The 24,773-nt window shown below is 70.6% G+C and carries 18 protein-coding genes and 1 pseudogene; 9 read left to right on the top strand and 10 right to left on the bottom strand.

Going from position 1 to position 24,773, the window contains the following annotated elements; genetic code table 11:
* Positions 1 to 31 precede the first annotated feature (31 nt).
* The 3 genes from FEF34_RS31495 to metH form a co-directional block, all read right to left on the bottom strand.
* A complete protein-coding gene (locus FEF34_RS31495; protein ID WP_138056192.1) occupies positions 32 to 1,210 on the bottom strand; it encodes an ABC transporter substrate-binding protein in 1,179 nt (392 codons plus the stop codon).
* 471 nt (positions 1,211 to 1,681) lie between these two features.
* On the bottom strand, positions 1,682 to 2,383 hold the full coding sequence (locus FEF34_RS31490) for an HAD family hydrolase (RefSeq protein WP_138056191.1): 702 nt from the start codon (positions 2,381 to 2,383) through the stop codon (positions 1,682 to 1,684).
* A 104-nt stretch (positions 2,384 to 2,487) separates the two neighbouring features.
* Positions 2,488 to 6,039 carry a methionine synthase gene (gene metH / locus FEF34_RS31485; protein WP_138056190.1) on the bottom strand — a complete coding sequence of 1,184 codons (3,552 nt, stop codon included), beginning with the start codon at positions 6,037 to 6,039 and terminating at the stop codon, positions 2,488 to 2,490.
* Positions 6,040 to 6,280: 241 nt separating this feature from the next.
* Between metH and FEF34_RS31480 the strand changes: the two genes are divergently transcribed.
* The 7 genes and pseudogenes from FEF34_RS31480 to FEF34_RS31445 all read left to right on the top strand — a co-directional run bounded on the left by FEF34_RS31480 (position 6,281) and on the right by FEF34_RS31445 (position 14,640).
* Positions 6,281 to 7,048: an IclR family transcriptional regulator gene (locus tag FEF34_RS31480; protein ID WP_138056189.1), complete on the top strand. Its 768-nt coding sequence runs from the start codon at positions 6,281 to 6,283 to the stop codon at positions 7,046 to 7,048.
* Positions 7,049 to 7,678: 630 nt separating this feature from the next.
* Entirely contained in the window at positions 7,679 to 8,464 is a 786-nt protein-coding gene (locus FEF34_RS31475; protein ID WP_138056188.1) for an MIP/aquaporin family protein, read from the top strand.
* A 37-nt stretch (positions 8,465 to 8,501) separates the two neighbouring features.
* Positions 8,502 to 10,031, top strand: coding sequence for a glycerol kinase GlpK (gene glpK / locus FEF34_RS31470; protein WP_138056187.1), 1,530 nt, complete (start codon positions 8,502 to 8,504; stop codon positions 10,029 to 10,031).
* A 16-nt stretch (positions 10,032 to 10,047) separates the two neighbouring features.
* Positions 10,048 to 11,658, top strand: coding sequence for a glycerol-3-phosphate dehydrogenase/oxidase (locus FEF34_RS31465; protein WP_138056186.1), 1,611 nt, complete (start codon positions 10,048 to 10,050; stop codon positions 11,656 to 11,658).
* 107 nt (positions 11,659 to 11,765) lie between these two features.
* Positions 11,766 to 12,522, top strand: a pseudogene (locus tag FEF34_RS44350) (FadR/GntR family transcriptional regulator); the annotation flags it as partial.
* A 613-nt stretch (positions 12,523 to 13,135) separates the two neighbouring features.
* Positions 13,136 to 14,215 carry a PAC2 family protein gene (locus FEF34_RS31450; RefSeq protein ID WP_138056185.1) on the top strand — a complete coding sequence of 360 codons (1,080 nt, stop codon included), beginning with the start codon at positions 13,136 to 13,138 and terminating at the stop codon, positions 14,213 to 14,215.
* A gap of 191 nt (positions 14,216 to 14,406) precedes the next feature.
* On the top strand, positions 14,407 to 14,640 hold the full coding sequence (locus FEF34_RS31445; RefSeq protein WP_138056184.1) for a hypothetical protein: 234 nt from the start codon (positions 14,407 to 14,409) through the stop codon (positions 14,638 to 14,640).
* A gap of 61 nt (positions 14,641 to 14,701) precedes the next feature.
* On the opposite strand, the gene FEF34_RS31440 is transcribed toward FEF34_RS31445, so the two are convergent.
* Complete coding sequence (locus FEF34_RS31440) at positions 14,702 to 15,649, bottom strand: helix-turn-helix transcriptional regulator (RefSeq protein ID WP_138056183.1); 948 nt, start codon at positions 15,647 to 15,649, stop codon at positions 14,702 to 14,704.
* Between the two features lie 182 nt (positions 15,650 to 15,831).
* On the opposite strand from FEF34_RS31440, the gene FEF34_RS31435 reads away from it, so the two are divergent.
* Complete coding sequence (locus FEF34_RS31435) at positions 15,832 to 16,779, top strand: alpha/beta fold hydrolase (RefSeq protein WP_138056182.1); 948 nt, start codon at positions 15,832 to 15,834, stop codon at positions 16,777 to 16,779.
* A gap of 377 nt (positions 16,780 to 17,156) precedes the next feature.
* Here FEF34_RS31435 and mshC read toward each other — a convergent pair whose 3' ends face one another.
* The 4 genes from mshC to FEF34_RS31410 form a co-directional block, all read right to left on the bottom strand.
* Positions 17,157 to 18,386 (bottom strand): cysteine--1-D-myo-inosityl 2-amino-2-deoxy-alpha-D-glucopyranoside ligase, encoded by a 1,230-nt coding sequence (gene mshC / locus FEF34_RS31425; protein WP_138056181.1) that lies wholly within the window; start codon positions 18,384 to 18,386, stop codon positions 17,157 to 17,159.
* Between the two features lie 316 nt (positions 18,387 to 18,702).
* On the bottom strand, positions 18,703 to 19,533 hold the full coding sequence (locus FEF34_RS31420; protein WP_171053170.1) for an SCO1664 family protein: 831 nt from the start codon (positions 19,531 to 19,533) through the stop codon (positions 18,703 to 18,705).
* A complete protein-coding gene (locus FEF34_RS31415; protein ID WP_138056179.1) occupies positions 19,497 to 20,087 on the bottom strand; it encodes a DUF3090 domain-containing protein in 591 nt (196 codons plus the stop codon). Before FEF34_RS31415 ends, FEF34_RS31420 begins: the two co-directional genes overlap by 37 nt.
* A gap of 85 nt (positions 20,088 to 20,172) precedes the next feature.
* On the bottom strand, positions 20,173 to 20,880 hold the full coding sequence (locus tag FEF34_RS31410) for a histidine phosphatase family protein (protein ID WP_138056178.1): 708 nt from the start codon (positions 20,878 to 20,880) through the stop codon (positions 20,173 to 20,175).
* Positions 20,881 to 21,198: 318 nt separating this feature from the next.
* Between FEF34_RS31410 and corA the strand changes: the two genes are divergently transcribed.
* Positions 21,199 to 22,188 carry a magnesium/cobalt transporter CorA gene (gene corA, locus FEF34_RS31405; protein ID WP_138056177.1) on the top strand — a complete coding sequence of 330 codons (990 nt, stop codon included), beginning with the start codon at positions 21,199 to 21,201 and terminating at the stop codon, positions 22,186 to 22,188.
* Positions 22,189 to 22,331: 143 nt separating this feature from the next.
* Here the strand turns inward: corA and FEF34_RS31400 are convergent, their stop codons facing one another.
* Together FEF34_RS31400 and FEF34_RS31395 are read right to left on the bottom strand one after the other, a co-directional pair.
* Positions 22,332 to 23,117: a ferritin-like domain-containing protein gene (locus FEF34_RS31400; RefSeq protein ID WP_138056176.1), complete on the bottom strand. Its 786-nt coding sequence runs from the start codon at positions 23,115 to 23,117 to the stop codon at positions 22,332 to 22,334.
* Between the two features lie 440 nt (positions 23,118 to 23,557).
* Entirely contained in the window at positions 23,558 to 24,607 is a 1,050-nt protein-coding gene (locus FEF34_RS31395) for an LLM class F420-dependent oxidoreductase (RefSeq protein WP_138056175.1), read from the bottom strand.
* Positions 24,608 to 24,773 lie beyond the last annotated feature (166 nt).

Raw genomic sequence — 24,773 nt, 5'->3', positions numbered from 1 at the left:
GCCGCGCCCTTCGCGACCGGGTCATGAAGGGTCAGGCGGTGCCGCGCTCGAGTTCCCGCAACTGGAGGTCGGAGGAGGCGTTCAGCGTCCACTCGACTCCGTTGACGTCCGACCGGGCGGCGACGTACCGCTTGCCCTGCCACAGCGGCAGCACCGGGACATCGGTGGCGACGATGTCCCGGAACCTGGCGAAGGGGAGGGCGGCGGCACTGCGGTCAGCCTTGCGGCGGGACTCAGGGATGAGCTGATTGCGCGCGGCGGCGCTCACATAGGGGGTGTTGAGGAAGTCGTCCTCGTCCAGGAGCGGGGCGAGGTAGTCGTCCGGGTCCGGGAAGTCGAGGAACCAGCCCAGGCCGTAGACGGCGCAGTCGCCTCGCTTCTGAGCGGGACGGTACTCGGGCCACTCCGCGCCCTTGACCGCCATGCTGAACAGGTCCGTGGCGTTGAGCTGGTCGCGCAGGGCCGCGAACTCCTTCGCCGTGCCGGAGCCGTAGTGGTCGGTGGTGTGGTGGAGGGTGAGCTTCACCGGGGTGGCGACGCCGGCCTCGTTCTCGGTGAAGACGGCCCGGACGAGCCTGCCGCCGTCGGTCTCGGCCGCCATCGTGTACGGGCCGGAGCCGTCGACCTGGAAGCCCTCGCGCAGCCTGTCCACTTCGCAGGCGTCGCGGCTGAGGATGCCGGCGACCGGCGTGGAGAGCTCGTAGGGGAAGGCCGCGTCCGGCGCGCTGAGATGGAAGACGATCTCCTTCTCACTCCTGGCCTCGACGGTGTCGACGGTGGAGAGCAGCGCGGCCGTTCCGCTGTCGGACGTGATGTCCGGCACGCGCTCGATGGAGAAGGTGACGTCCTCGGCGGTGACGGGCCTGCCCCCGGCGAAGGTGAGTCCGTCGCGGAGGACGCAGCGGTAGCCCTCGCTCCGGGAGTCGGTGAACTCGCAGCGGGAGGCGGCCTCGGGGACCGGCCGCCCGCCGCCGCGCGGCACGTGCGTCAGCGTCTGCACGGTCTGCCGCAGGACGTTCCGGGCACCGGTGTCGTAGGCGAAGGCGGGGTCGAAGGGCGCCGGGGTCCCGCTGTCGACGACGAACCGGTCGGTGGTCCCGACGACTGTGGCACTGCCTCCGTCCCGCGCCCCGGGCGTGGTGCCACAGGCGGCGAGTACGGGGGCGAGCAGGCCCATCAGGGCCGGCAGCGCCAGAGTCTTGCGGTTCATCCTGGACTTTCTCCCTCGATCCCTCACTGGGATGCAGCGGTTGCGGGATACTCCGCCGCGGCCGCCCGTTCGGGGCGGTGCGATCGGGCCGGGATGCGGGGGCGATCGGTCCTGCGGACACGGCGAAGAGGGTGGTCCCCGTGACACGCCGGTGGTGCGGCGAAGCTCTCGCGATGAGATTAGTGGCTGCGCCAGGAGCGCTGGACCGGGCCCGAGTTGGGGACTGCGCCGCGATGAGGGGGCATGGCAAGGAGTCGATATTCACGCGCCGGAATGATTCGCGCACCGCACCATCAATCCGGACACATGGGCATACCCGAATCGCCGCAGATCGGACCTCGCCCGCCATGGCCGCGCTATTTATGCAGCATCGCGCGTGATGAACGTCACGCACGATGGATGGTCACGGAAAATACACGGTCAACAGCCCTTGGTTTCCGTGGATATTCCTCTGCACTCTCGGTGAATGATTCAGTTCATCCGGGTAATCAGGGTGCGCAGAAATGACAGATCCACCTCCTCGAGCGAGCCCACCACGATGCGCCCGTCGGCCGGAGCGATCGGAGTCACGGACGGGACCGCCACGACCCGGCAGCCCGCGGCCTCGGCGGAGGCCACACCCGTGGAGGTGTCCTCGATGACCGCGCAACGGGTGGGATCGGCACCCAGTCCCCGGGCCGCGTGCAGATACGGGTCGGGGTGGGGCTTGGTACGTGGCACCTCGTCCCCCGCCACGCTCAGCGCGAAGCGGTCGCGGCCCAGAGAGGCGAGCACCCGGTCGATGATGCGCCGGTGGGAGGCGGAGACCAGGGCAGTGGGCACGCTGTGCGCGGCCAACTCGGTGAGCAGGCGCTCGGCCCCGGGCATCAGCGGCACGCCGCGGGTGATGCGGGCCTCGAAGCGTTCGTTGAGCAGCACGGTCAGCTCGGCGAGGGTGATGTCGGCACCGGTCGCCTGGATGAGGTAGCCCGCACTCCGGGTCATGGGACCGCCGACGACCACGTCACGCCATGCCTCGTCCAGTTCGTGGCCGAGGTCGGCGAAGACCTCGCGCTCCGCGTCCCACCAGAAGCCCTCGGTGTCCACGAGGGTGCCGTCCATGTCGAGGAAGACGGCCTGCAGGGCGGAGCCGCCCGCCGCGCGGGCCAGGGACGCGGGGACCGTACTGGTCATCCGGACACCTCCATCGGGGACGCACAGGCCGGCCGCCAAATCGGGCGACCGGCCTGTATGGGACCGACCAGTGTACGACTCCCGCGATCGAAGCGCGCGCTACGTCACCGCGCGTTGAAGTACTTCGCCTCCGGGTGATGGATCACGATGGCGTCGGTGGACTGCTCGGGGTGGAGCTGGAACTCCTCCGAGAGCTTGACGCCGATACGCTCCGGCTCCAGCAGCTCGGCGATCTTGGCGCGGTCCTCGAGGTCGGGACAGGCTCCGTAGCCGAGGGAGAACCGCGCGCCGCGGTACTTCAGGGCGAACATGTCCTCGATCTCCGCCGGGTCCTCGCCCGCGAACCCGAGCTCGGCGCGGACCCGGGCGTGCCAGTACTCGGCGAGGGCCTCGGCGAGCTGGACGGACAGGCCGTGGAGTTCGAGGTAGTCGCGGTACGAGTCGGAGGCGAAGAGCTTGGCGGTTGCGTCGCCGATCCTCGAGCCGACGGTGACGACCTGGAGGCCGACGACATCGGTCTCGCCGGACTCCTCGGGGCGGAAGAAGTCGGCGAGGCACAGCCGGCGGCCGCGGCGCTGGCGCGGGAACGTGAAGCGGGTGCGCTCCGAGCCGTCCTCGCCCAGCAGGATCAGGTCGTCGCCCTTGGACACACAGGGGAAGTAGCCGTGGACCACGGCCGCCTCCAGCAGGTTCTGCGTCTGCAACCGGTCGAGCCAGCCCCGCAGCCGCGGGCGGCCCTCGGTCTCCACCAGTTCCTCGTAGGACGGTCCGTCGCCGGTGCGGGCCTGCTTGAGGCCCCACTGGCCCTTGAACAGCGCCCCCTCGTCCAGCCAGGAGGCGTACTCCTTGAGCTGGATGCCCTTGACGACCCGCGTGCCCCAGAACGGGGGCTCCGGCACCCGGTTGTCGGTCGCCACGTCGGAGCGCACGGCGCCCTGCTCCTCCGGCCGCTCCTCGACGACCGCGGTGGCGGTGCTCCGTACCCGGCGCTGCTTCAGCTCGGGCAGCGTGGCGCCGGGGACGCCGCGCTTGACCGCGATGAGGGCGTCCATCAGGCGTAGGCCCTCGAAGGCGTCGCGGGCGTAGCGGACCTCGCCTTCGTAGACCTCGTGGAGGTCCTGTTCGACGTAGGCGCGGGTGAGCGCGGCGCCGCCGAGGATGACGGGGTAGTCGGCCGCCAGCTTGCGCTGGTTCAGCTCCTCCAGGTTCTCCTTCATGATCACCGTGGACTTCACCAGGAGTCCGGACATGCCGATCACATCGGCCCGGTGCTCCTCGGCGGCCTCCAGGATCGCCGAGACCGGCTGCTTGATGCCCAGGTTGACGACGTTGTAGCCGTTGTTGGAGAGGATGATGTCCACCAGGTTCTTGCCGATGTCGTGGACGTCGCCGCGGACGGTGGCCAGCACGATCGTGCCCTTGCCCTCGGCGTCCGACTTCTCCATGTGCGGTTCCAGATAGGCCACCGCCGACTTCATCACCTCGGCCGACTGCAGCACGAACGGCAGCTGCATCTGCCCGGAGCCGAACAGCTCCCCGACGACCTTCATGCCGTCCAGCAGCGTGTCGTTGACGATGTCGAGCGCCGGGCGGTCCCGGAGCGCCTCGTCGAGATCCGGCTCCAGGCCGTTCTTCTCACCGTCGATGATGCGCCGCTTCAGACGCTCCTCCAGCGGGAGGGCGGCCAGTTCCTCGGCCTTGCCCGCCTTCAGGGACTTCGCCGTCGCCCCCTCGAACAGCTCCATCAGCTTCTGCAGGGGGTCGTATCCCTCGGCGCGGCGGTCGTGGATCAGATCCAGGGCCGTGGCGACCTGCTCCTCCTCGAATCGGGCGATCGGCAGGATCTTGCTCGCGTGGACGATCGCCGAGTCCAGGCCGGCCCTGACGCACTCGTCGAGGAAGACCGAGTTGAGCAGGATCCGCGCGGCCGGGTTCAGGCCGAAGGAGATGTTCGACAGGCCGAGCGTCGTCTGCACGTCGGGGTGCCGGCGTTTGAGTTCCCGGATCGCCTCGATGGTGGCGACGCCGTCCTTTCGGGACTCCTCCTGACCGGTGCAGATGGTGAACGTCAGGGTGTCGACGAGAATGTCCGACTCGAGGATCCCCCAGTTCGAGGTGAGGTCCTCGATCAGCCGCTCGGCGATCTCCACCTTCTTCTCCGCCGTACGGGCCTGTCCCTCCTCGTCGATCGTCAGCGCGATCAGCGCGGCGCCGTGCTCCCGGGCCAGCGCGGTGACCTTGGCGAACCGCGACTCGGGCCCGTCACCGTCCTCGTAGTTCACCGAGTTGATCACCGCACGGCCGCCCAGCTTCTCCAGTCCGGCGCGGATCACCTCCACCTCGGTGGAGTCGAGCACGATCGGCAGTGTCGAGGCCGTGGCGAACCGGCCCGCCAGCTCCTCCATGTCCGCCACGCCGTCCCGGCCGACGTAGTCGACGCACAGGTCGAGCATGTGCGCGCCCTCGCGGATCTGGTCCCGGGCCATCTCCACACAGTCGTCCCAGCGGCCCTCCAGCATGGCCTCGCGGAACTTCTTCGACCCGTTGGCGTTCGTCCGCTCCCCGATCGCCAGGTACGAGGTGTCCTGGCGGAACGGCACCGTCTGGTACAGCGACGCGGCGCCCGGCTCGGGGCGCGGAGTGCGCTCGGCGGGCTCCAGGCCGCGGACCCGCTCCACGACCTGGCGCAGGTGTTCCGGCGTCGTCCCGCAGCAGCCACCCACCAGGGAGAGCCCGTACTCGCGCACGAACGTCTCCTGTGCGTCCGCCAGCTCCGGGGCTGTCAGCGGGTAGTGCGCGCCGTCCTTGCCCAGGACCGGCAGACCCGCGTTCGGCATGCAGGACAGCGGGACGCGCGCATGCCGGGCGAGGTAGCGGAGGTGCTCGCTCATCTCCGCGGGGCCGGTGGCGCAGTTCAGACCGATCATGTCGATGCCCAGCGGCTCCAGTGCGGTCAGCGCCGCGCCGATCTCCGAGCCGAGCAGCATCGTGCCCGTCGTCTCGACCGTGACCGAACAGATCAACGGCACCGTGAAGCCGGCCGCGTCCATCGCCCGGCGAGCGCCCAGGACGGACGCCTTCGTCTGCAGCAGGTCCTGCGTCGTCTCCACCAGCAGCGCATCCGCCCCGCCCGCGATCAGACCCTCGGCGTTCCGCTGGTAGGCGTCGCGCAGGGCGACGTACGGGGCGTGGCCCAGCGTCGGCAGTTTCGTCCCCGGACCCATCGATCCCAGCACCCACCGCTGCCGCCCCGAGGACGCGGTGAACTCGTCCGCGACCTCGCGGGCGATCCGGGCACCGGCCTCGGACAGCTCGAACACACGCTCGGGGATGTCGTACTCACCCAGCGCGGCGAAGTTCGCGCCGAACGTGTTCGTCTCCACACAGTCCACACCCACCTCGAAATAGGCGGAATGGACCGAACGGACGATGTCCGGACGGGTCACGTTGAGAATCTCATTGCAGCCCTCGAGATTCTGGAAGTCGTCGAGGGTGGGGTCCTGCGCCTGGAGCATCGTGCCCATCGCGCCGTCGGCGACCACCACACGGGTCGCCAGCGCGCGGCGCAGGGCGTCGGCTCGGGTACGGCTGTCGTGGGACACACCGCTGCCTGCGGAAGTCGGGCTGTCGGCGGAAGGGGTCGGCAACGAGGCCATGAAGGTACTCCCTGAAGTGCGACGGCTGTCGGCTTTGCGGCTTCCCTCGGAAGGCGCACCCGGCCAGCGTAGCCGTGCCCGGCGCGGCACGGTGGAGTGGTCCAGGGGGTGGACTCCGCGTGTCCCTGGTGATGACCGGGTGAGCATGGACTTGCCACACTGTTCCGGCAGTAACACCGATTCGGCATCGGCCGATAGTGTTCAGCATTGTCGAACGAGGTTGGGTAGAAGGGCCGGAACGATGGCGAAGAACATCCAGTCACTGGAACGGGCGGCGGCGATGCTGCGCCTGCTCGCGGGTGGCGAGCGCCGTCTCGGCCTTTCGGACATCGCCTCTTCTCTGGATCTGGCCAAGGGCACCGCCCACGGCATCCTGCGCACCCTCCAGGCGGAGGGGTTCGTCGAGCAGGATCCGGCGTCTGGGCGCTACCAGCTCGGCGCGGAGCTGCTGCGGCTCGGCAACAGCTACCTGGACGTCCACGAGCTGCGGGCCCGCGCGCTGGTCTGGACGGACGACCTGGCCCGCTCCAGCGGCGAGAGCGTCCATCTGGGCGTACTGCACCAGCAGGGCGTCCTGATCGTCCACCACGTCTTCCGCCCGGACGACAGCCGTCAGGTCCTGGAGGTGGGCGCGATGCAGCCGCTGCACTCCACGGCCCTGGGCAAGGTGCTCTCCGCGTACGACCCCGTCGCCCACAGCGAGGCCCTGGAGATCGACCGGGAGGCGTTCACCCCGCGCACCGTGACCGCCCTGCGGGCCTTCGAGGGCGAGCTCGACCGGACCCGGGCACGGGGCTGGGCCTCCGACGTGGAGGAGACCTGGGAGGGCGTCGCGGCTGTGGCCGCGCCCATCCACGACCGCCGGCGGATGCCGGTCGGCGCGATCGCCATCACGGGCGCGGTGGAACGTGTGTGTGACGACGGCAAGGAGCTGCGGGCCGAGCTGATCGCCGCGGTACGGGACTGCGCCCGCGCCGTCTCCCGGGACCTGGGCGCCGGCCGCTTCTGATCCGCCGGCCCGGCCCGCCCCACGGCGGACGCCCCTCGACCCCGGCCGGCGCTCCCGCCCGCACCGAGCCGCAGGGCGCGGTAGCCGTCGCCACACAGGGCACCACCCCGCACCGCCCGCCGCGATAGCCGTCGCCGCCGCACAGGGCGCCACCCCGCACCGAGCCGCAGGGCGCGCTTCCCCGCCCGGCACGACCCGGCCGTCGCCGGCCCGCCTCCCCACCCTCCGGCGCCCCGCCACTCCCCCGCACGCCCACGACAAGCCGCCCGCCGCGGTCGGCCGGACACGGCCGGGCAGGCCGGCAAACACGGCCCGCACCCGTCCCACACCGTTGCGCAGCGACGCCCCGGTGCCGGGTTCCCGACCGGCCGAGATCCCTCACAGCGGGCGATTTCGCCCTTCCGGGCGCACCATCGATAACGAAACGGTTTTCGGCCACACAACCCTTGACGTCGTGTTAACCAGAGGACAAAACTGCCGTGCATCGGTCGGCATTGTCGAACACCTACCGGCAATACGCGCTAGAGTGTGGCAACGCCAAGGGCCGGTATCGCTCTCACCCCGAGGGCGCGAACCACGGAGGGACCCGTTGGTTCGCCTTCCCCTGGACGAAGGACAAAGGAGTCGCGGGTGTCCAGCTCCGACATCTTCATCGGCGAGATCATTGGTACCGCCGTACTCATCCTGCTCGGCGCCGGCGTGGTCGCCGCAGTCGTACTGAAGCGCTCAAAGGCACAGGGCGCCGGCTGGGTCGCCATCGCCTTCGGGTGGGGCTTCGCGGTCATGACCGCGGTCTACATCGCGGGCCCCCTGTCCGGTGCGCACCTCAACCCCGCAGTCACGCTGGGTATCGCGTTCACCAGCGGTGACTGGAGCAACGTCCCCGTGCAGATGGCGGGCGAGCTCATAGGCGCCATGGTCGGCGCCTTCCTGGCCTGGGTCACGTACTACGGCCACTTCAAGTCCCATCTGGAAGACCCGGAGCTCGTGCCTCCGCCGCTCGAGGAGGGCCTGGTCGACGAGAGGTCCGCCCCGAAGGCCGGCCCCGTGCTCGGCATCTTCTGCACCGGTCCGGAGATCCGGAACGTCTGGCAGAACCTGGCCACCGAGATCATCGGCACGCTCGTACTGGTACTGGCCGTACTCACCATGGGCCTCAACGACAGTGGAAAGGGCCTCGGCGTCCTCGGCGGACTGATCGTCGCCCTCGTGGTCGTCAGCATCGGCTTCTCCCTCGGAGGCCCCACCGGCTACGCCATCAACCCGGCCCGCGACCTCGGCCCGCGCATCGTGCACGCCCTGCTCCCGATGCGGAACAAGGGCGGCTCCGACTGGGGCTACGCATGGATCCCCGTGGTGGGCCCCCTGATCGGTGCCGCCATCGCCGCGGGCATCTACCAGATCGCCTTCGCCTGAGCCGTACGCCCCTTCATCAGACTTCCAGGAGTACACCGTGACCGACGCACACACCGCCGGCCCCTTCATCGCGGCCATCGACCAGGGCACCACCTCGTCCCGCTGCATCGTCTTCGACAAGGACGGACGGATCGTCTCCGTCGACCAGAAGGAGCACGAGCAGATCTTCCCGAAGCCGGGCTGGGTCGAGCACAACGCGACCGAGATCTGGAACAACGTCCAGGAGGTCGTCGCCGGGGCCATCGAGAAGGGCGGCATCACCGCCGCCGACGTCAAGGCCATCGGCATCACCAACCAGCGCGAGACCACGCTTCTCTGGGACAAGAACACCGGTGAGCCCGTCCACAACGCCATCGTCTGGCAGGACACCCGCACCGACGCGCTCTGCAGGGAGCTCGGGCGCAACGTCGGCCAGGACCGGTTCCGCCGTGAGACCGGCCTGCCGCTGGCGAGCTACTTCTCCGGCCCGAAGGTCCGCTGGATGCTCGACAACATCGACGGCCTGCGCGAGCGCGCCGAGCGGGGCGACATCCTCTTCGGGACCATGGACTCCTGGGTCATCTGGAACCTGACCGGGGGCGTCAACGGCGGCCACCACGTCACCGACGTCACCAACGCCTCCCGCACCATGCTGATGAACCTCCACACCATGGAGTGGGACGAGAAGATCGCCCAGTCCATGCAGGTGCCGATGGAGGTCCTTCCGGAGATCCGCTCCTCCGCCGAGGTGTACGGAGAGGTCAAGGAGGGCGTCCTGGCGGGCGTCCCGGTCGCCTCGGCGCTGGGCGACCAGCAGGCCGCGCTCTTCGGCCAGACGTGCTTCTCCGAGGGTGAGGCGAAGTCCACCTACGGCACCGGCACGTTCCTGCTGATGAACACCGGCAGCAAGATCATCAACTCCTACTCCGGTCTGGTCACGACCGTCGGTTACAAGATCGGCGACGAGGCCCCCGTGTACTCGCTCGAGGGCTCCATCGCCGTCACCGGCGCCCTCGTGCAGTGGATGCGCGACCAGATGGGCCTCATCAACACCGCGCCCGAGATCGAGACGCTCGCCGCGTCCGTCGAGGACAACGGCGGCGCCTACGTCGTCCCGGCGTTCTCCGGTCTGTTCGCCCCGTACTGGCGCTCGGACGCCCGCGGTGTGATCGCCGGCCTCACCCGGTACGTCACCAAGGCGCACATCGCGCGCGCCGTGCTCGAGGCCACGGCCTGGCAGACGCGCGAGATCACGGACGCCATGACCAAGGACTCCGGTGTCGAGCTGACCTCCCTGAAGGTCGACGGCGGAATGACCTCCAACAACCTGCTGATGCAGACCCTCTCGGACTTCCTGGACGTGCCGGTGGTGCGTCCGATGGTGGCCGAGACCACCTGCCTCGGCGCCGCCTACGCCGCCGGCCTGGCCGTCGGCTTCTGGCCCGACACCGACGCGCTCCGCGCCAACTGGCGCCGGGCCGCCGAGTGGACCCCCCACATGGACGCTGCCAAGCGTGATCACGAGTACAAGTACTGGCTCAAGGCCGTCGAGCGGACCATGGGCTGGCTCGAGCACGACGAGAGCTGACGAGGAGCAATCGAGAATGACCACCCTGCAGAGCGTCCCCTCGCTGGGGACGCACCCGGCCTCCGGTTCCCTCCCGAGCCGCGCCGAGACGAGGGAGCAGCTTGCGAAGGCGACCTACGACCTCCTGGTGATAGGCGGCGGCATCCTGGGCATCTCCACGGCCTGGCACGCCGCGCAGGCCGGGCTGCGGGTGGCGCTGGTGGAGGCCGGCGACTTCGCCGGCGCCACCTCCTCCGCCTCCTCCAAGCTGCTCCACGGCGGTCTGCGCTATCTGCAGACCGGCGCCGTGAAGCTGGTGGCGGAGAACCACTTCGAGCGCCGCGCCCTCTCCCGGGAGGTGGCGCCCCACCTCTCCAACCCACTCACCTTCTACCTGCCCGTCTACAAGGGCGGACCGCACGGCGCGGCCAAGCTCGGCGCGGGAGTCTTCGCCTACTCGGCGCTCTCCGCGTTCGGCGACGGCGTCGGCCACGTCATCTCGCCCGCGAAGGCCCAGCGTGACGTGCCCGAGCTGCGCACGGAGAACCTCAAGGCCGTGGCCGTCTACGGCGACGACCAGATGAACGACGCCCGCATGGCGCTCATGGCGGTCCGCGCGGCCGCCGAGTCGGGTACGGTCGTCCTCAACCACGCCGAGGTCACCGGACTCCGCTTCACCAAGGGCCGGGTCACCGGCGCCGAGCTCAGGGACCGCACGGACGGCACCGAGTTCGGTGTCACCGCCCGGCTGGTCCTCAACGCGACCGGCCCGTGGGTGGACCACCTGCGCAGGATGGAGGACCCGGACGCGGCGCCCTCGATCCGGCTCTCCAAGGGCGCGCACCTGGTCCTCAAGCGCACCTCCCCCTGGAAGGCCGCGCTGGCCACCCCGATCGACAAGTACCGCATCACCTTCGCCCTCCCCTGGGAGGACATGCTGCTGCTCGGCACGACGGACGAGGAGTTCGAGGGCGACCCGGCGGACGTCTCGGTCAACGAGAAGGACATCGCCCAGATCCTCGACGAGGCCGCCTTCTCCATCCGCGACCAGCAGCTGTCGCGCGATCTGATCACCTACTCCTTCGCCGGCCTCCGGGTGCTGCCGGGCGGCCCCGGCGACACCTCCAAGGCCAAGCGGGAGACCGTGGTCACCGAGGGCCGCGGAGGCATGCTGTCGGTGGCCGGCGGCAAGTGGACGACGTTCCGCCACATCGGCCGCACGGTGCTGAACAAGCTCGCCGAGCTTCCGGGGCGACCGCTCGCCGACGACATGGAGCCGATCTCGCACCTGCCGAAGAAGCTCCCGCTGCCCGGTATCGCCAACCCGCGCGCCGTCGCGCACCGGCTGCTGGTGGACGCCCCGGCGCCCGGGCCCCGAATGTCGGCGGACACCGCGCGCCACCTCGCCACGCACTACGGATCGCTGTCCTTCGACATCGCCCGGCTGGCGAACGAGAACCCCGACCTGGCACAGCGGATCCACCCGGACGCCCCGGAGATCTGGGCCCAGGTCGTGTGGGCGCGCGACCACGAGTGGGCCGAGACGGCGGACGACGTGCTGCGCCGCCGCACCACGCTGACGATCCGCGGCCTCGCCACCGACGAGATCCGGGGGAAGGTCGAGAACCTGCTGCACAAGCGGGCCTGAGACGGGACCGCAGCGGGCGCGGTCCGTGCGACGGGGGCGGCTCCTTGCGGAGCCGCCCCCGTCGCACACTCGGGCACCGGACGGCCCGAAGGCGCGAGGGAGAGGCCGTGTCCGTCACCGACGAGGTCATCGAGAAGATGAAGGGGACGATCGTCTCCGGTGCGCTGCGGCCCGGCGACCGGCTGCCCAGGGAGAGTGAACTCGCCGCCGGACCGGGCCTGTAGGAACTCGCTCCGCGAGGCGGTCCGCGGGCTGTCGCTGATGCGCGTCCTCGACGTGCGCCGGGGCGACGGCACCTACCTGACCGGCCTGGACCCCCAACTGCTGCTGGAGGCGCTGGGTTTCGTCGTGGACCTCCACCGCGCCGACACCGTCCTGGAGTTCCTGGCCGCGCGCCGGATCCTGGAGCCGGCCGCCACGGCGATGGCGGCGTCCGCGATGGGCGACGACGAGCCCGACCGACTCACCGGGCAGCTCGACGCCCTCGAATCGTCCCGATGACCGTGCGGCGGATCGACCGGGACCGCCGTGCCCGAACACCCGGCTCTGCGGTTCGGCGAAGTCGATGCGGGGCCGGTGCCATTCGGCCGCGCGGAGCCCTCGGTGGAGGAACTGGTCCGCGCCGACCTGGAGTTCCACCGCGGGATCGTGCGGGCCTCCGGCAACACCGTGCTCAGCTCCCTGCCCGACGGGCTCTCCGGGCCGGCCGCCCGGGCCCGGATGTGGCGGGCCGTCACCCGGCAGGACGCGGCCGGCCGTACGCTCCACGGACACCGGGCGATCCCGGCGGCGCTGCGCGACCGGGACGTCGAGGCGGCCCGATCCTGGGCGACGGTGCACATCGCGGGCGCGGAGCGGTGGCTCGGGTCCGCGCTCCGACCGGACCGCACCGGACGCGGCGGGCGTCCCGGGTTCCGGCGCGCTGGGTGGGACACCCGGGCCGGTCCGGAGCCGTCGTACCGCTTCGCACCGCGCGGCGGGTGGTCCGGACCCGCGTACGGGGGGAGAAGCCGGGTACTCCTGGTGCCACGTGGTGTCGCGGTGGACCACGGCGGTCCGGTGACGTGCTCATGGAGGTGGTCGACGTACTCGACGCGATGGGGGCGAACGGCAGGACGGCCGGTCCGGCCGTCCCACAGGCGAGTTCCAGCCGTCGTATGACGTGCTCGACGAGGTCCGCGCCGGCCGCCGGCCCGATCCGCGAGCGAAGGCCCCTTCCGCTTTCACGGCGCCGCACACCGTCGGACACCGGGCTTCTTGGTCATCCGGTGGAAAGCGTCGCCGCAGGCCGGAGGTCCGGATCCGCCCTGGCGGATCGGGGTGGCGGCTCGGATGGGTCTGGGGCCGAAACGGGCGTCCCCCGGCCCGCACCGCTGCCGTACGGAAGTTCACCCTGCCGTGCACGGGGACTGCGGGCGCGCGCCCCCGAAGCCGTAAGGTTGGGGCGTACGAGAGGGAACGTCGGAAGGAGGCCTGGGTGATCGAGCTCGAGGGGGTTCCCGAGCTGATCGACCCGGTCATGGTGGCCGCGTTCGAGGGCTGGAACGACGCCGGCGACGCCGCGTCAACCGCGGTCGCGCACCTGGACCGCGAGTGGAAGGGCGAGGTGTTCGCGGCGCTCGACGCCGAGGACTACTACGACTTCCAGGTCAACCGGCCCACGGTGTGGCTGGACGGCGGGGTACGGAAGATCACCTGGCCCACGACACGGCTCTCCGTGGTGCGGGTCGGCGGGGAGAAGCCCCGCGATCTGGTGCTGGTCCGCGGCATCGAGCCGTCGATGCGCTGGCGCTCGTTCTGCAACGAGCTGCTGGGCTTCGCCCACGAGCTGGGCGTCGAGATGGTGGTGATCCTGGGCGCGCTGCTCGGAGACACCCCGCACACGCGGCCCGTGCCGGTGAGCGGTGTCACCTCGGATCCGGATCTGGCCAGGACGATGGATCTGGAGGAGACCCGCTACGAGGGCCCGACCGGCATCGTCGGCATCCTCCAGGAGGCCTGCACCCACGCCGGGGTACCGGCGGTGTCACTGTGGGCCGCCGTACCGCACTACGTCTCCCAGCCGCCGAACCCGAAGGCGACACTGGCGCTGCTGAATCGGCTGGAGGACCTCATCGACCTCCGCATCCCGCTCGGCGAACTGGCCGAGGACGCACGGGCCTGGCAGCTCGGCGTGGACCAACTCGCCTCCGAGGACAGCGAGGTGGCGGAGTACGTGCAGACGCTGGAGGAGGCCAGGGACACCGCCGAACTGCCCGAGGCGTCCGGCGAGGCCATCGCCCGGGAGTTCGAGCGGTACCTGCGCCGTCGTGACGGCGGCCCCGGGCAGGGGCCGGGCGGTCATGCCACGGAGGGCGGGGACGGCTCGTACCTGCGGGACACCTCGGGCGGACGGACGAAGCCGCCGAAGCCGCAGCGCGCCGAGCACGGGTCGGACGGGGCCGAGGACGACGACTCCGCGACGACTGAGTCGTCCGGGTCCACCGGGCCGTCGGGTCCTCCCGAGTCCTCCGAATCGCCCGACTCCCCCGAGTCTCCCGAGTCCTCGGAGGACTGACTCCCCGGAGCGACGTAGGCAGCGCAGGTGAGCGGGTGGTGCCGGAAGAGCCGGCACCACCCGCTCACGCGTTCCCGTTCCGGTCCGGCGGCGGTCCCGCCGGGACCGCCGGCCCCTCGAGGATCCGTCAGCCCCAGCGGAAGCGGGCCGCCGCCGCCCGGTCCGCGTGGTCACCGGACTCGGAGCCGTCGGTGTTCCCCGCTGTGCCGGCGCCCGGTTCCAACCCCGCCGGTGCGGAGGACACGGCGCCGGCACCGGGGACGGACGGCCCCGCCGACCGCCGCCGTGTCGGAATGTTCACCCTCCCGTGCACGCCGCCTGGCGACGACCATCAGCCCGTGAAGAGAGCCTCGGGCTTCAACACCGACTTCAACACCGACTTCAGCACCGACTTCAACAGCGTGACTCCTCCCCCTCATGGCTGAGTGGGCTATTCGCTGTGCCGGTGCGGCTTCGCGACGGACCAGCCCGGCCCATGGAACGGTCTCAGCCGTATCGCTCGACGAGCGCGTTGCCGATCGAGGCCAGGTGGTCTCGCACTCCCGGGGGACCAGTCACCTCGAGCCATTCGACCAGCCCGGCGAGCTCGCCGGCGAGCGCGTACTCGTTGTGGCCGCGGATCACGACCTCGATGCGGCCGTCGGTCGTGGAACCTCCCACCTCGAGCCGACCGCCGAGCACCATCCGGAGCAGGCCTATCCCGTGGGGCGCGCATACCGCCTGGATCTCGAGGGGCGTTCGCTTGCGGTCGACCTCGTCGGCGATCTCGCGCCAGCTCTGGGCAAGGTCGAAGTCCTCGGGTCGGTGCACGGGATCGCCGGTCGGGTCGGCGGACGACACGCGGTCGATCCGGAAGACCCGCCGGCCGGCCTCGGTGTGGGAGACGAGGTACCACGACGGACCTTTGGCGACGATGCCCAGCGGGTGGACGGTTCTCACGGTCTCGGCGCCTTTGCGGTCGACGTAGCCGAGCCGCACCTGGACGCCGCGGATCACCGCGTCCTGGAGTTCGTCGAGGAAGAAGGGTGGTCGTCGCTCGACCGGACTCGACCCCCATCGTTGCGGGTCCATGACCAACGACGACGCCGCTGCCTCGGCCTGCACCCGGAAGGGCTCCGGCAAGGCATGGACGAGCTTGCGCAGAGCCGCTTTCACGGCCGGCGTCGCAGCCGAGGCCGGGCCGGCGACCAGGAACAGGGCGCGGGCCTCACTCGCGGTCAACCCGGACAGGTCGGTGCGGGCGCCGCCCACGAGGCGCCAGCCGCCGCCTCGGCCCTGCATGGAGTACACGGGTACCCCTGCCATGGCCAGGGCGTCGAGGTCGCGGCGGGCGGTGCGCTCGGAGACCTCAAGCTCTCGGGCGACCTCTGCTGCTGTCACCTGCTCGCGCCGTTGCAGCAAGAGGAGGACGGCCACCAGCCGGTCGGTTCGCACGCCGACAACACTTTCACATAAAACCGGTCATGGGGTGACCGGTTTCGGTCGGCAAGATGGCGACACGACCTCACCGACGAGCCCCACGACCGTATCGACCCTCGGCCCGTCAGGGGTGCGCCGACGCTGTCTCCGGGCACCTTCGTCGCCTGATCATCCTGAAAAGACAAAGAGGAAATTCCATGTTCAATCCAACCGATTTCCCCAAGCCCGCTCTCATTTCAGTCAACGGCGTGGAACTCGAAGTCTTCGAAGCGGGCCGACAGAATGGAGGAAAGCCCATCGTGCTCTGCCACGGCTGGCCAGAGCATGCCTTTTCTTGGCGCCACCAGATGCCCGCCCTTGCCGCAGCGGGCTACCACGTCATCGCCCCAAACCAACGGGGCTATGGCAACTCATCCCGCCCGACCGAAGTAGCCGACTACGGCATTGAACACCTGTCGGGTGATCTCATCGCACTTCTCGATCACTACGAATACGAAGACGCCACCTTTGTCGGCCATGATTGGGGTGCAAATGTCGTCTGGGGGCTGACCCTATTGCATCCCAACCGTGTAAACAGGGTGATCAACCTGAGTCTGCCCTACTTCGAGCGCGGAGAAAAACCCCCGGTCGAGTTCATGGAAGACATGCTTGGCAGCGACTTCTATTTCGTCCACTTCAATCGACAGCCAGGCGTCGCAGACGCCGTACTCGAAGAAAATACATTCCAGTTCCTTCGCAACTTGTACCGGAAGAACGAGCCTCCCAGAGAGCCTCAGCCAGGTATGGCGTTGATCGATCTCGCCAGGGCCGAAACGCCACTCGGCGAACCCGTAATGAGCGACAGCGAACTGGCCGTTTTCGTCTCCGCCTTCGAGTCATCGGGGTTCACGGGCAGTATAAATTGGTACAGAAACGTTGACCGCAACTGGCACCTGCTGGCGGACGTGGAACCGGTCATCCAACAGCCCGCACTCATGATCTACGGCGACAGGGATGGGGTCGCCAGGTCTGAAAAACTGGCAGAGCTCGTGCCCAATGTGGAAGTGGTCAATCTGGATTGCGGTCACTGGATCCAGCAAGAGAAGCCGGAAGAAACAAACCAAGCGATTCTGAAATGGCTGGAACAGCAGGGTGCCACCTACTGACCTTCGAAGCCTGATGTAGGTGGGGCTGACGGTTCATGATCGCTGCGGTATGCCGAGTGCGTGCGGTATGCGCAAGGGGGTGGTCCGACCGACGAGCGGCGGGCCTTCCGCGAGGAGTTGAGGATGGAGGCGGCCGAGCGGTCTCGGCGGGACAGCACTTGGAACCGGCTGGTCATCCGTCTCGACGCCCACTGGAGCGCCGAAGACGCCCACCCGCCCTGTCACGCACCAGTCGACTCAGCCACCGACTCACCGCATGACCGAATGGCCCAGCAGAGTCGGCGCCATGGACGAAACAAACGGCCGCCTCCAGGACCCGCGAGGGTCCGGGAGGCGGCCGGTACACCCGGGGGCGGTTCCCCGGCTCGTGTCCGGAATTACAGGGCGACACCCAGCAGGGCGTCCACGGCGCGCGACACCAGGCCGGGCGCGCCCTCGTCCGTACCGCCCTCGGCGCGCTGGGCCTCGGCCCAGCGGTCCACGGCGGCGAGCGCCGCCGGCGCGTCCAGGTCGTCGGCCAGGGCGGCGCGGATCTCCTCGACGAGCGCGTCGGCGGCGGGCCCGTCGGGCCGGGAGACCGCCGCACGCCACCGGCCGAGGCGGTCCACGGCCTCCTGGAGGACCTCGTCGGTCCACTCCCAGTCGGCACGGTAGTGGTGCGCCAGCAGCGCCAGCCGGATGGCGGCCGGGTCCACGCCGCCACGGCGCAGCGCGGAGACGAAGACGAGATTGCCCTTGGACTTGGACATCTTCTCGCCGCCCAGGGCGACCATGCCGGCGTGCACATAGGCCTGGGCGAACGGGTGCTCACCGGTGAGGACCTGGGCGTGCGAGGCGCCCATCTCGTGGTGCGGGAACGCGAGATCGGAGCCGCCGCCCTGCACGTCGAAGCCCATGCCGAGGTGGTCGAGGGCGATGGCCACGCACTCGATGTGCCACCCGGGCCGGCCGCGCCCGAGGCTGCCGCCGTCCCAGCTCGGCTCCCCGTCCCGGGCGGCCATCCACAGCATCGGGTCGAGCGGGTTCTTCTTGCCGGCGCGGTCGGGGTCGCCGCCGCGCTCCGCGGACAGCGCGCGCATCGCCTCCGCGTCGTAGTGCGACACCTCGCCGAAGCGGGGGTCGGACTCGACGGAGAAGTAGACGTCGCCGTCGAGTTCGTACGCGGCACCCGCGTCCCGGAGCCGCTCGACGAGCGGAACGATTCCCGGGATGGCCTCGACGGCGCCGATGTAGTGCCGCGGGGGCAGCATCCGCAGCGCGGTCATGTCCTCGCGGAAGAGGGCGGTCTCGCGCTCCGCGAGCTCGGTCCAGTCCTGGCCGTCGCGCCGGGCGCGCTCCAGCAGCGGGTCGTCCACATCGGTGACGTTCTGGACGTAGTGAACCTGCCGCTTGGTGTCGAGCCACACGCGCTGGACGAGGTCGAACGCGTTGTAGGTCGCCGCGTGACCGATGTGGGTCGCGTCGTACGGGGTGATGCCGCAGACGTAGATACGGGCGACGGGACCGGGGGCGAGGGTGACACGGCCGCCGGTCGCGGTGTCGTGGATCCGGAGGTCGCGGCCCTTGCCGGGCAGGGCGGGGACCTCGGAAGCGGGCCAGGCATGCATGTCATGAGCGTAACCGGATGCATGTTCCGGATACGAACCGGACGCCCTCTCTTGGCCGGTTAGGCGCTCTTGCGCCTGCTCCTGCTGTGGGGGTAATGGCAGCTGTGGGCCGGTGCTCCGGCCGGCCCGGGCGGACCGGCACTCGGACGGGCCAGGGACACACCGGCGCCCGGCCCGACGCATGGGATCGGCCACTCGGCCGCCCGCGCCACGTCGTGCACTCGACCGGACGCGCGACACGGCACCCGGGCGGACCGGGCGGACCGGGCGGAGGGTCCTGGTCCCACCCGTGAGGTCCCGGCACGCCCCGTGGGTCCTACACCGGCGGCCAGGGAATCGCGGGCCAGTGCCCCGCCGGCTGCGGGTGGCGGGCGCTCGTGCGCAGCGCCCGTACCCGGCCCCGCACAGCTGCCGTCTCGTCCCGGGTGATCAGCTCGGACAGCCGCCCGGCCAGCGGTGCCCCGTCGCCCAGGGATGCGTCCAGGACCTCCAGGACGGCCAGGGCCTCCTCCGTCAGCGGCTCTCCCGCCCAGCCCCACAGCAGGGTCCTCAGGCGGTCTTCCACGTTGAAGGTGACACCGTGGTCGATCGCGTACAGGCGGCCGTCCGCAGCGGGAAGCAGATGCCCGCCCTTGCGGTCGCCGTTGTTGATCACCGCGTCGAGCACGGCGAGCCGGCGCAGCCGGGCGTCGTCCGCGTGCACCAGGAGCGCTGTGCGCCCCTCCCCCACCTCCGCGAGGCCGACCGCCTTCCAGCCGTCCTCCGGTTCGTCTCCGTCGACGAGGGCGAGGAGGGACTGCTCCGGATCGGCCTCGATCCACAGCTGGCACATGCCCTCGCCGTACGGACCGTCACGGAGCACGGTAGGCGGCACCAGCCCCCATCCGGTGGCCTCGGACAGCTCGTACGCGGCCACCTCGCGCTGGGCCAGCGTGCCGTCGGGGAAGTCCCACAGCGGGCGCTCGCCGGCGACGGGCTTGTAGACGCAGTGCGCCTCCCGGCCGTCGAGGACGACGGCGCAGTACAGCGCGGCGTTGGACGCCTCGCGGATACGGCCGCGCACGGTGATCTCGCCCCGGGCGAGGAGTTCCAGGTGCCCGTCGTGCGCGGTCACGCTCCGCGGCGGTATCCGTTCTGGCGCGGGCATACGTGTCCCTCCGGGTCGAGCGGCAGGCTGCACAGCGGGCACGGCGGCCGACCCGCGTTGACGACGTCCAGCGCGCGCTTGGCGAAGGCCCTCGCCTGGGCGCCGCTCAGCCGCACGCGCAGCATCGGCGGACCGTTCTCCTCGTCCTGCAACAGCCGTTCCTCGGCCTCCGCGAGGTCCTCCTCGGAGTCCGCGTCCAGCTCCACCAGGGCCTGGGCCTCGACGATCATGCGCTGTTCCTCGCCGTCCCAGGCCAGCGCCATGGTCCCGACCCGGAACTCCTCCTCGACCGGCGCGTCGAGCGGTGCGGTGTCGGCGATGTCCGTGGGGGCGACGGCCGGGACGGGGGCGTTGCCCCCGGTGCGCCGCACCACCTCGTCGAGCAGCTCGTCGATCCGCTCGGCGAGCGCGGCCACCTGGGTCTTCTCCAGAGCGACGCTGGTCACCCGCCCCCCTGCGGAAGCCTGCAGGAAGAACGTACGACGTCCAGGCAGCCCGACCGTGCCGGCCACGAAACGCTCCGGCGGGTCGTACAGGAACACCTGACGGGTCACGTCCTGCTCCCTTGGATTCAGAGGATCTTCGGTGCCGGAAGCGGGCTTCCGGGGTTCGGCCCGTCCACCCTACTGCGCCCGGCGATCACGGTGCGCCCGCGCCGCCGCCGACCACCGCCGACCCGTCCGTCCCGCCCTCACGGGGCTCGTTCACGTTCTCGCGCGGCCGGAGGGAGTCCAGGTCACCCGTGTCGCCGAGCCTCAGCAGGAAGGGCCGCAGACGGGTGTAGCGGATCGCCGTCACGGAGCACGGTTCGACGTGGACCCGCTGGAAGAGGTCGAGGTGCATGCCGAGGGCGTCCGCCACGACGGACTTGATGACGTCGCCGTGGGAGCACATCACGTACACGGCGTCCTCGCCGTGGTCCCGCTCGATCCGGGCGTTCCAGTCGCGCACGGCGTCGACGGCCCGGCCCTGCATGGCCCGCATCGACTCGCCGCCGGGGAACGCCGCGGCGGACGGGTGCCGCTGGACGACCTCCATCAACGGCTCGCCGGCGAGTTCCGTCAGCTTGCGGCCGGACCACTCGCCGTAGTGGCACTCGCCGATCCGCGCGTCGCCGTGGAGCGGAAGGCCCGGCCGTGCGTCGAGCAGCGGCTGCAGGGTCTCCCGGCAGCGCTGCAGCGGACTGGTGACGGCGGCCGCGAGTGACAGCCCGGCGAGCCGCGCGGGCAGGGCGGCCGCCTGCGCGGTGCCGTGCTCGTCGAGCGCGATGCCCGGCGTCCAGCCCGCGAGCACCCCCGCGGTGTTGGCGGTGGACCGTCCGTGGCGTACGAGGATCAACGTGGCCATGGCGGCCAGCCTACGGGCTGTCCCGTAATCCCCAGCGGGCGCACGACGACAGCTGCGGCACCTCTCTGCGTTGCCGGATCGCCCGAATACGCCCAGTATGAGGACCACCCTCCGCGTTGCGACGTACCGCGTCTGACGCCGCACGCTGATCCACCGGTGATGACGGGACAGCCCTCAGCCAAGTCAGGACGTGTCCGGGGGACCTGGCGGTGACCCGCACACCGGGCGGCTCGTCCGCCCCTCCCTCCGGCAGGAACTGGGCGGTGCGCCCCGGCGGTTCGCACCGCCGAGGTGCGCCCGGGGCGCGGGGGCGGAAGAATGCGCGCCGTGATCGTGGACTGCGCCATCTACCGGGACGGCCGCCGGGCCGAGGGCCCGGAGGATCTCTCCGACGCGCTCGCACTGGCCCGTACGTCCAGGAACACGTTCCTGTGGATCGGGCTGCACGAGCCGAACGAGGAGGAGTTCGACCGCGTCAGCAGTGAGTTCGGGCTGCACCCGCTGGCCGTCGAGGACGCCCTCAAGGCCCATCAGCGGCCGAAGCTGGAGGTCTACGACGACTCGCTCTTCGTGGTCCTCAAACCCGTCGTGTACGAGCCGGAGTCGGACACTGTCAGCGCCGGCGAGGTGATGGTCTTCGTCGGCGACTGCTTCGTCGTGACGGTGCGGCACGGCGAGGCCGCGCCCCTCGGGGCGGTGCGACGGCGGCTGGAGGCCGACCCGGACGTCCTGCGCCACGGTCCGACGACCGTGCTGTACGCCGTCAGCGACGCCGTCGTGGACCGCTACATCGAGGTGGCCGCCGAGCTCCAGGTGGATCTGGAGGAGCTGGAGGCCGCCGTCTTCGCACCCGCCGGCGACACCCGGCACACGGCTGCCAAGATCTACGGCTTCAAGCGGCAGGTGCTCGAGTTCCGGCGGGCGACCGGGCCGCTGGCCGCACCGATGGCCAAGCTCGCCGGTGCGTCGGTGCCCTTCGTGGACGAGCATTCCCAGCCGTTCTTCCGCGACGTCAACGACCATCTGACGCGTGCCAACGAGCAGGTGGACGGACTGGACCGGCTGCTGTCCGACGTGCTGTCCGCCCACCTCGCACAGACGGGCGTGCGGCAGAACGACGACATGCGCAAGATCTCCGCCTGGGCCGCCATGGCGGCGGTACCGACGCTGGTCGCCGGCGTCTACGGCATGAACTTCGAGCACATGCCTGAGCTGACCTGGAAGTGGGGCTATCCGGCCGCGATCGCCCTGATGGTCCTCGTGGTGTACGGGCTGTACCGGCTGTTCAAGCGCCGCGGCTGGCTCTAGGTGTTCTGTCCCGGGAGGTTGTGGACGGTGAGGCAGATCTCGGTTGAGGGATCTTGAACGGGTGAGGGCCTGCAAGGAAGTGCGGGCGGCCGGCGCCGGGGCGCCGCGTCGTCACCGGCATCGGCTCCAGGCCCTGCCGGGCCTCAGACGACGGGGGCCGTGGTCGCGGGGCCGCCGAGGGCGTCGCGGCGCTCGGGCATCCTGAGGGTGACCATGCGCCGCCAGCCACCGGCGCGTTCGAAGGCGTACAGGGCGTGGATACCACCGGCGAGCACCGCCGACTTGGATCTGGGCCAGTTGAGGATCCGCCCCATGTGGGACATGACCGCGAGGCTGACGTCCCGGTAGACGGCGATCTCGGTGAGGGCGCACTCGCGCAGGGTGCCCTGGATGGCGCGTCCGTGCCCGGCGCGGGCGAGGCGGAGCAGTTCCTCGTGGCAGTAGGAGAGGTGGTTGTCCTCGTCGTTGCAGATCTGCCTGACGGCCCTGCCGACCTCGGGGTGGTCGCCGAAGAACCGCACCAGCATGTCCATCTGGTCGGCGGCGCGCTGCTCCGTGACCCGGCTGTGCGAGAGGTAGACGACGATGTCCCGCTCGGTGAGCCGTTCGTCACGGCGCAGCTTCTCGTGCGCCAGTCCGATCCCCTGCCGCTCCAGGAGCATCGTGTAGTCGGTCTCGGGCGGGACTCCGACCGGGTCCAGACCCCGCTTCCTCAGCAGGGCGTTGAAGATCCGGCCGTGCTTGTCCTCGTCCGCGCCGTGCCGGGTGATCTTCGGCGCGAGCGCCCGCATGGTGTCGGGCACGAGCGCGGCGATACGGCCGTTCTCCCAGCCGCCCTGGGCCTCGCCGCTGGCCGCGATCGAACAGAAGAGCTGGTAGGAATCGTCGTTCTCGAGGATTTCCTGGAAAAGGCTTCGGGCCGAGAGCATCACTGCCACCTCCGTGAGGCACCCGTGGGCGACGGGCGTCCGCAGAGAACGAGTCAAATGCGGACCGGACGGACAGGCAACAGGTGAGCGTGGCGACTCCGCCGAAAGAAGGATCACAAGGGCATACCGGCCCCCGGCGGACGGACGGGCGCCCCCGTCGGAGGCGGACGGCGGGCGCGGACCGGTGGCGACGATGCCCGGCGCCGGCATGTCGACGATGCCCGCGTCCGGGGCGTGACCGAGGACGGGGTGAGGCGTTAGACCTCGTGACGGCCGTGGCGGGGATGACCCCGAGCCCCCACCACGGCCGCAGGCATGTCTGGCGCCGTCCGCGGCGGACGGCTGGTGACCGGCGGCCGGGGCCCGCCCGGCGGGAGAGCCCGCCCCGCGTTCGGGCCGTACACCGACCGCCGGGCGGGGGTCCGGTCCTCCGGCAGGCGTTATGCGAGTCCGGCGCGCTCCAGGGCCTCGGTGCCGGCCCGCAGGGCGGTCAGCCTCTCGTCCAGGGTGAAGCCGGCCGGGGCGAGGGTCAGGGTGGTCACGCCGGCGGCGGCGTAGGACCGCATGCGGTCCGCGATCCGGTCGACGGTGCCCAGCAGGGCGGTGGAGTCGATCAGCTCGTGCGGCACGGCCGCCGCCGCGCCGGCCTTGTCCCCGGCGAGGTACTTGTCCTGGATCTCCGCGGCTTCCTTCTCGTAGCCCATGCGCTGGGCCAGCTGGTTGTAGAAGTTCTGCTTGCGGCTGCCCATCCCGCCGACGTACAGCGCGGTGTACGGGCGGAACATGTCGGCGAGGGCCCGGACGTCGTCGCCGACCGCGAGCGGCACCGTGGGGCAGACGTCGAAGCCGTCCATCGTCTTACCCGCCTTCTCGCGGCCCGCGCGGATGTACCGGATCGCGGTGTCCTCGAGGTGCTCGGCGGAGGGGAAGATCAGCAGCGCACCGTCGGCGATCTCGCCGGTCTGCTCCAGGTTCTTGGGGCCGATGGCGGCGATGTACAGCGGGATGCGCTCGCGCTCGGGGTGGACGGTCAGCTTGATGGGCTTGCCCGGACCGCCGGGGAGCGGGAGCGTCCAGTGCTCGCCCTCGTACGTCAGACGCTCGCGGGTCATCGCCTTGCGGACGATCTCCACGTACTCGCGGGTGCGGGCGAGGGGCTTGTCGAACCTGACGCCGTACCAGCCCTCCGACACCTGCGGTCCCGAGACGCCGAGGCCGAGGCGGAACCTGCCGCCGGAGAGCGAGTCCAGGGTGGCGGCGGTCATCGCCGTCATCGCCGGCTGGCGGGCGGGGATCTGGAGGATCGCGGAGCCCACGTCGATGCTCTCGGTCTGGGCGGCGACCCAGGAGAGGACCGTCGGCGCGTCGGAGCCGTACGCTTCGGCGGCCCAGCAGACGTCGTAGCCGAGACGGTCCGCCTCCTGGGCGACGGCGAGGTTGTCGCCGTCCATGCCCGCGCCCCAGTAGCCGAGGTTGATGCCCAGCCGCATACCGCTCCCCTTATCGCTCCGTGTGCTTCGGATGTACCGATTTACCGATGAGTAACGTCCTTGTCGCGGACTCTAGCGCGGGGAACGGCGTCACGTCAGGGGTGGCCCGGCGACCGCTTGGCTGGCGAGTTGTCCACAGGGTCGCTCCGGGTGGAGCCGTGGCCAG

The sequence above is a fragment of the Streptomyces marianii genome, assembly GCF_005795905.1.
GTDB lineage: Bacteria > Actinomycetota > Actinomycetes > Streptomycetales > Streptomycetaceae > Streptomyces > Streptomyces marianii.
This window is presented reverse-complemented; position numbering and strand designations above follow the sequence as displayed.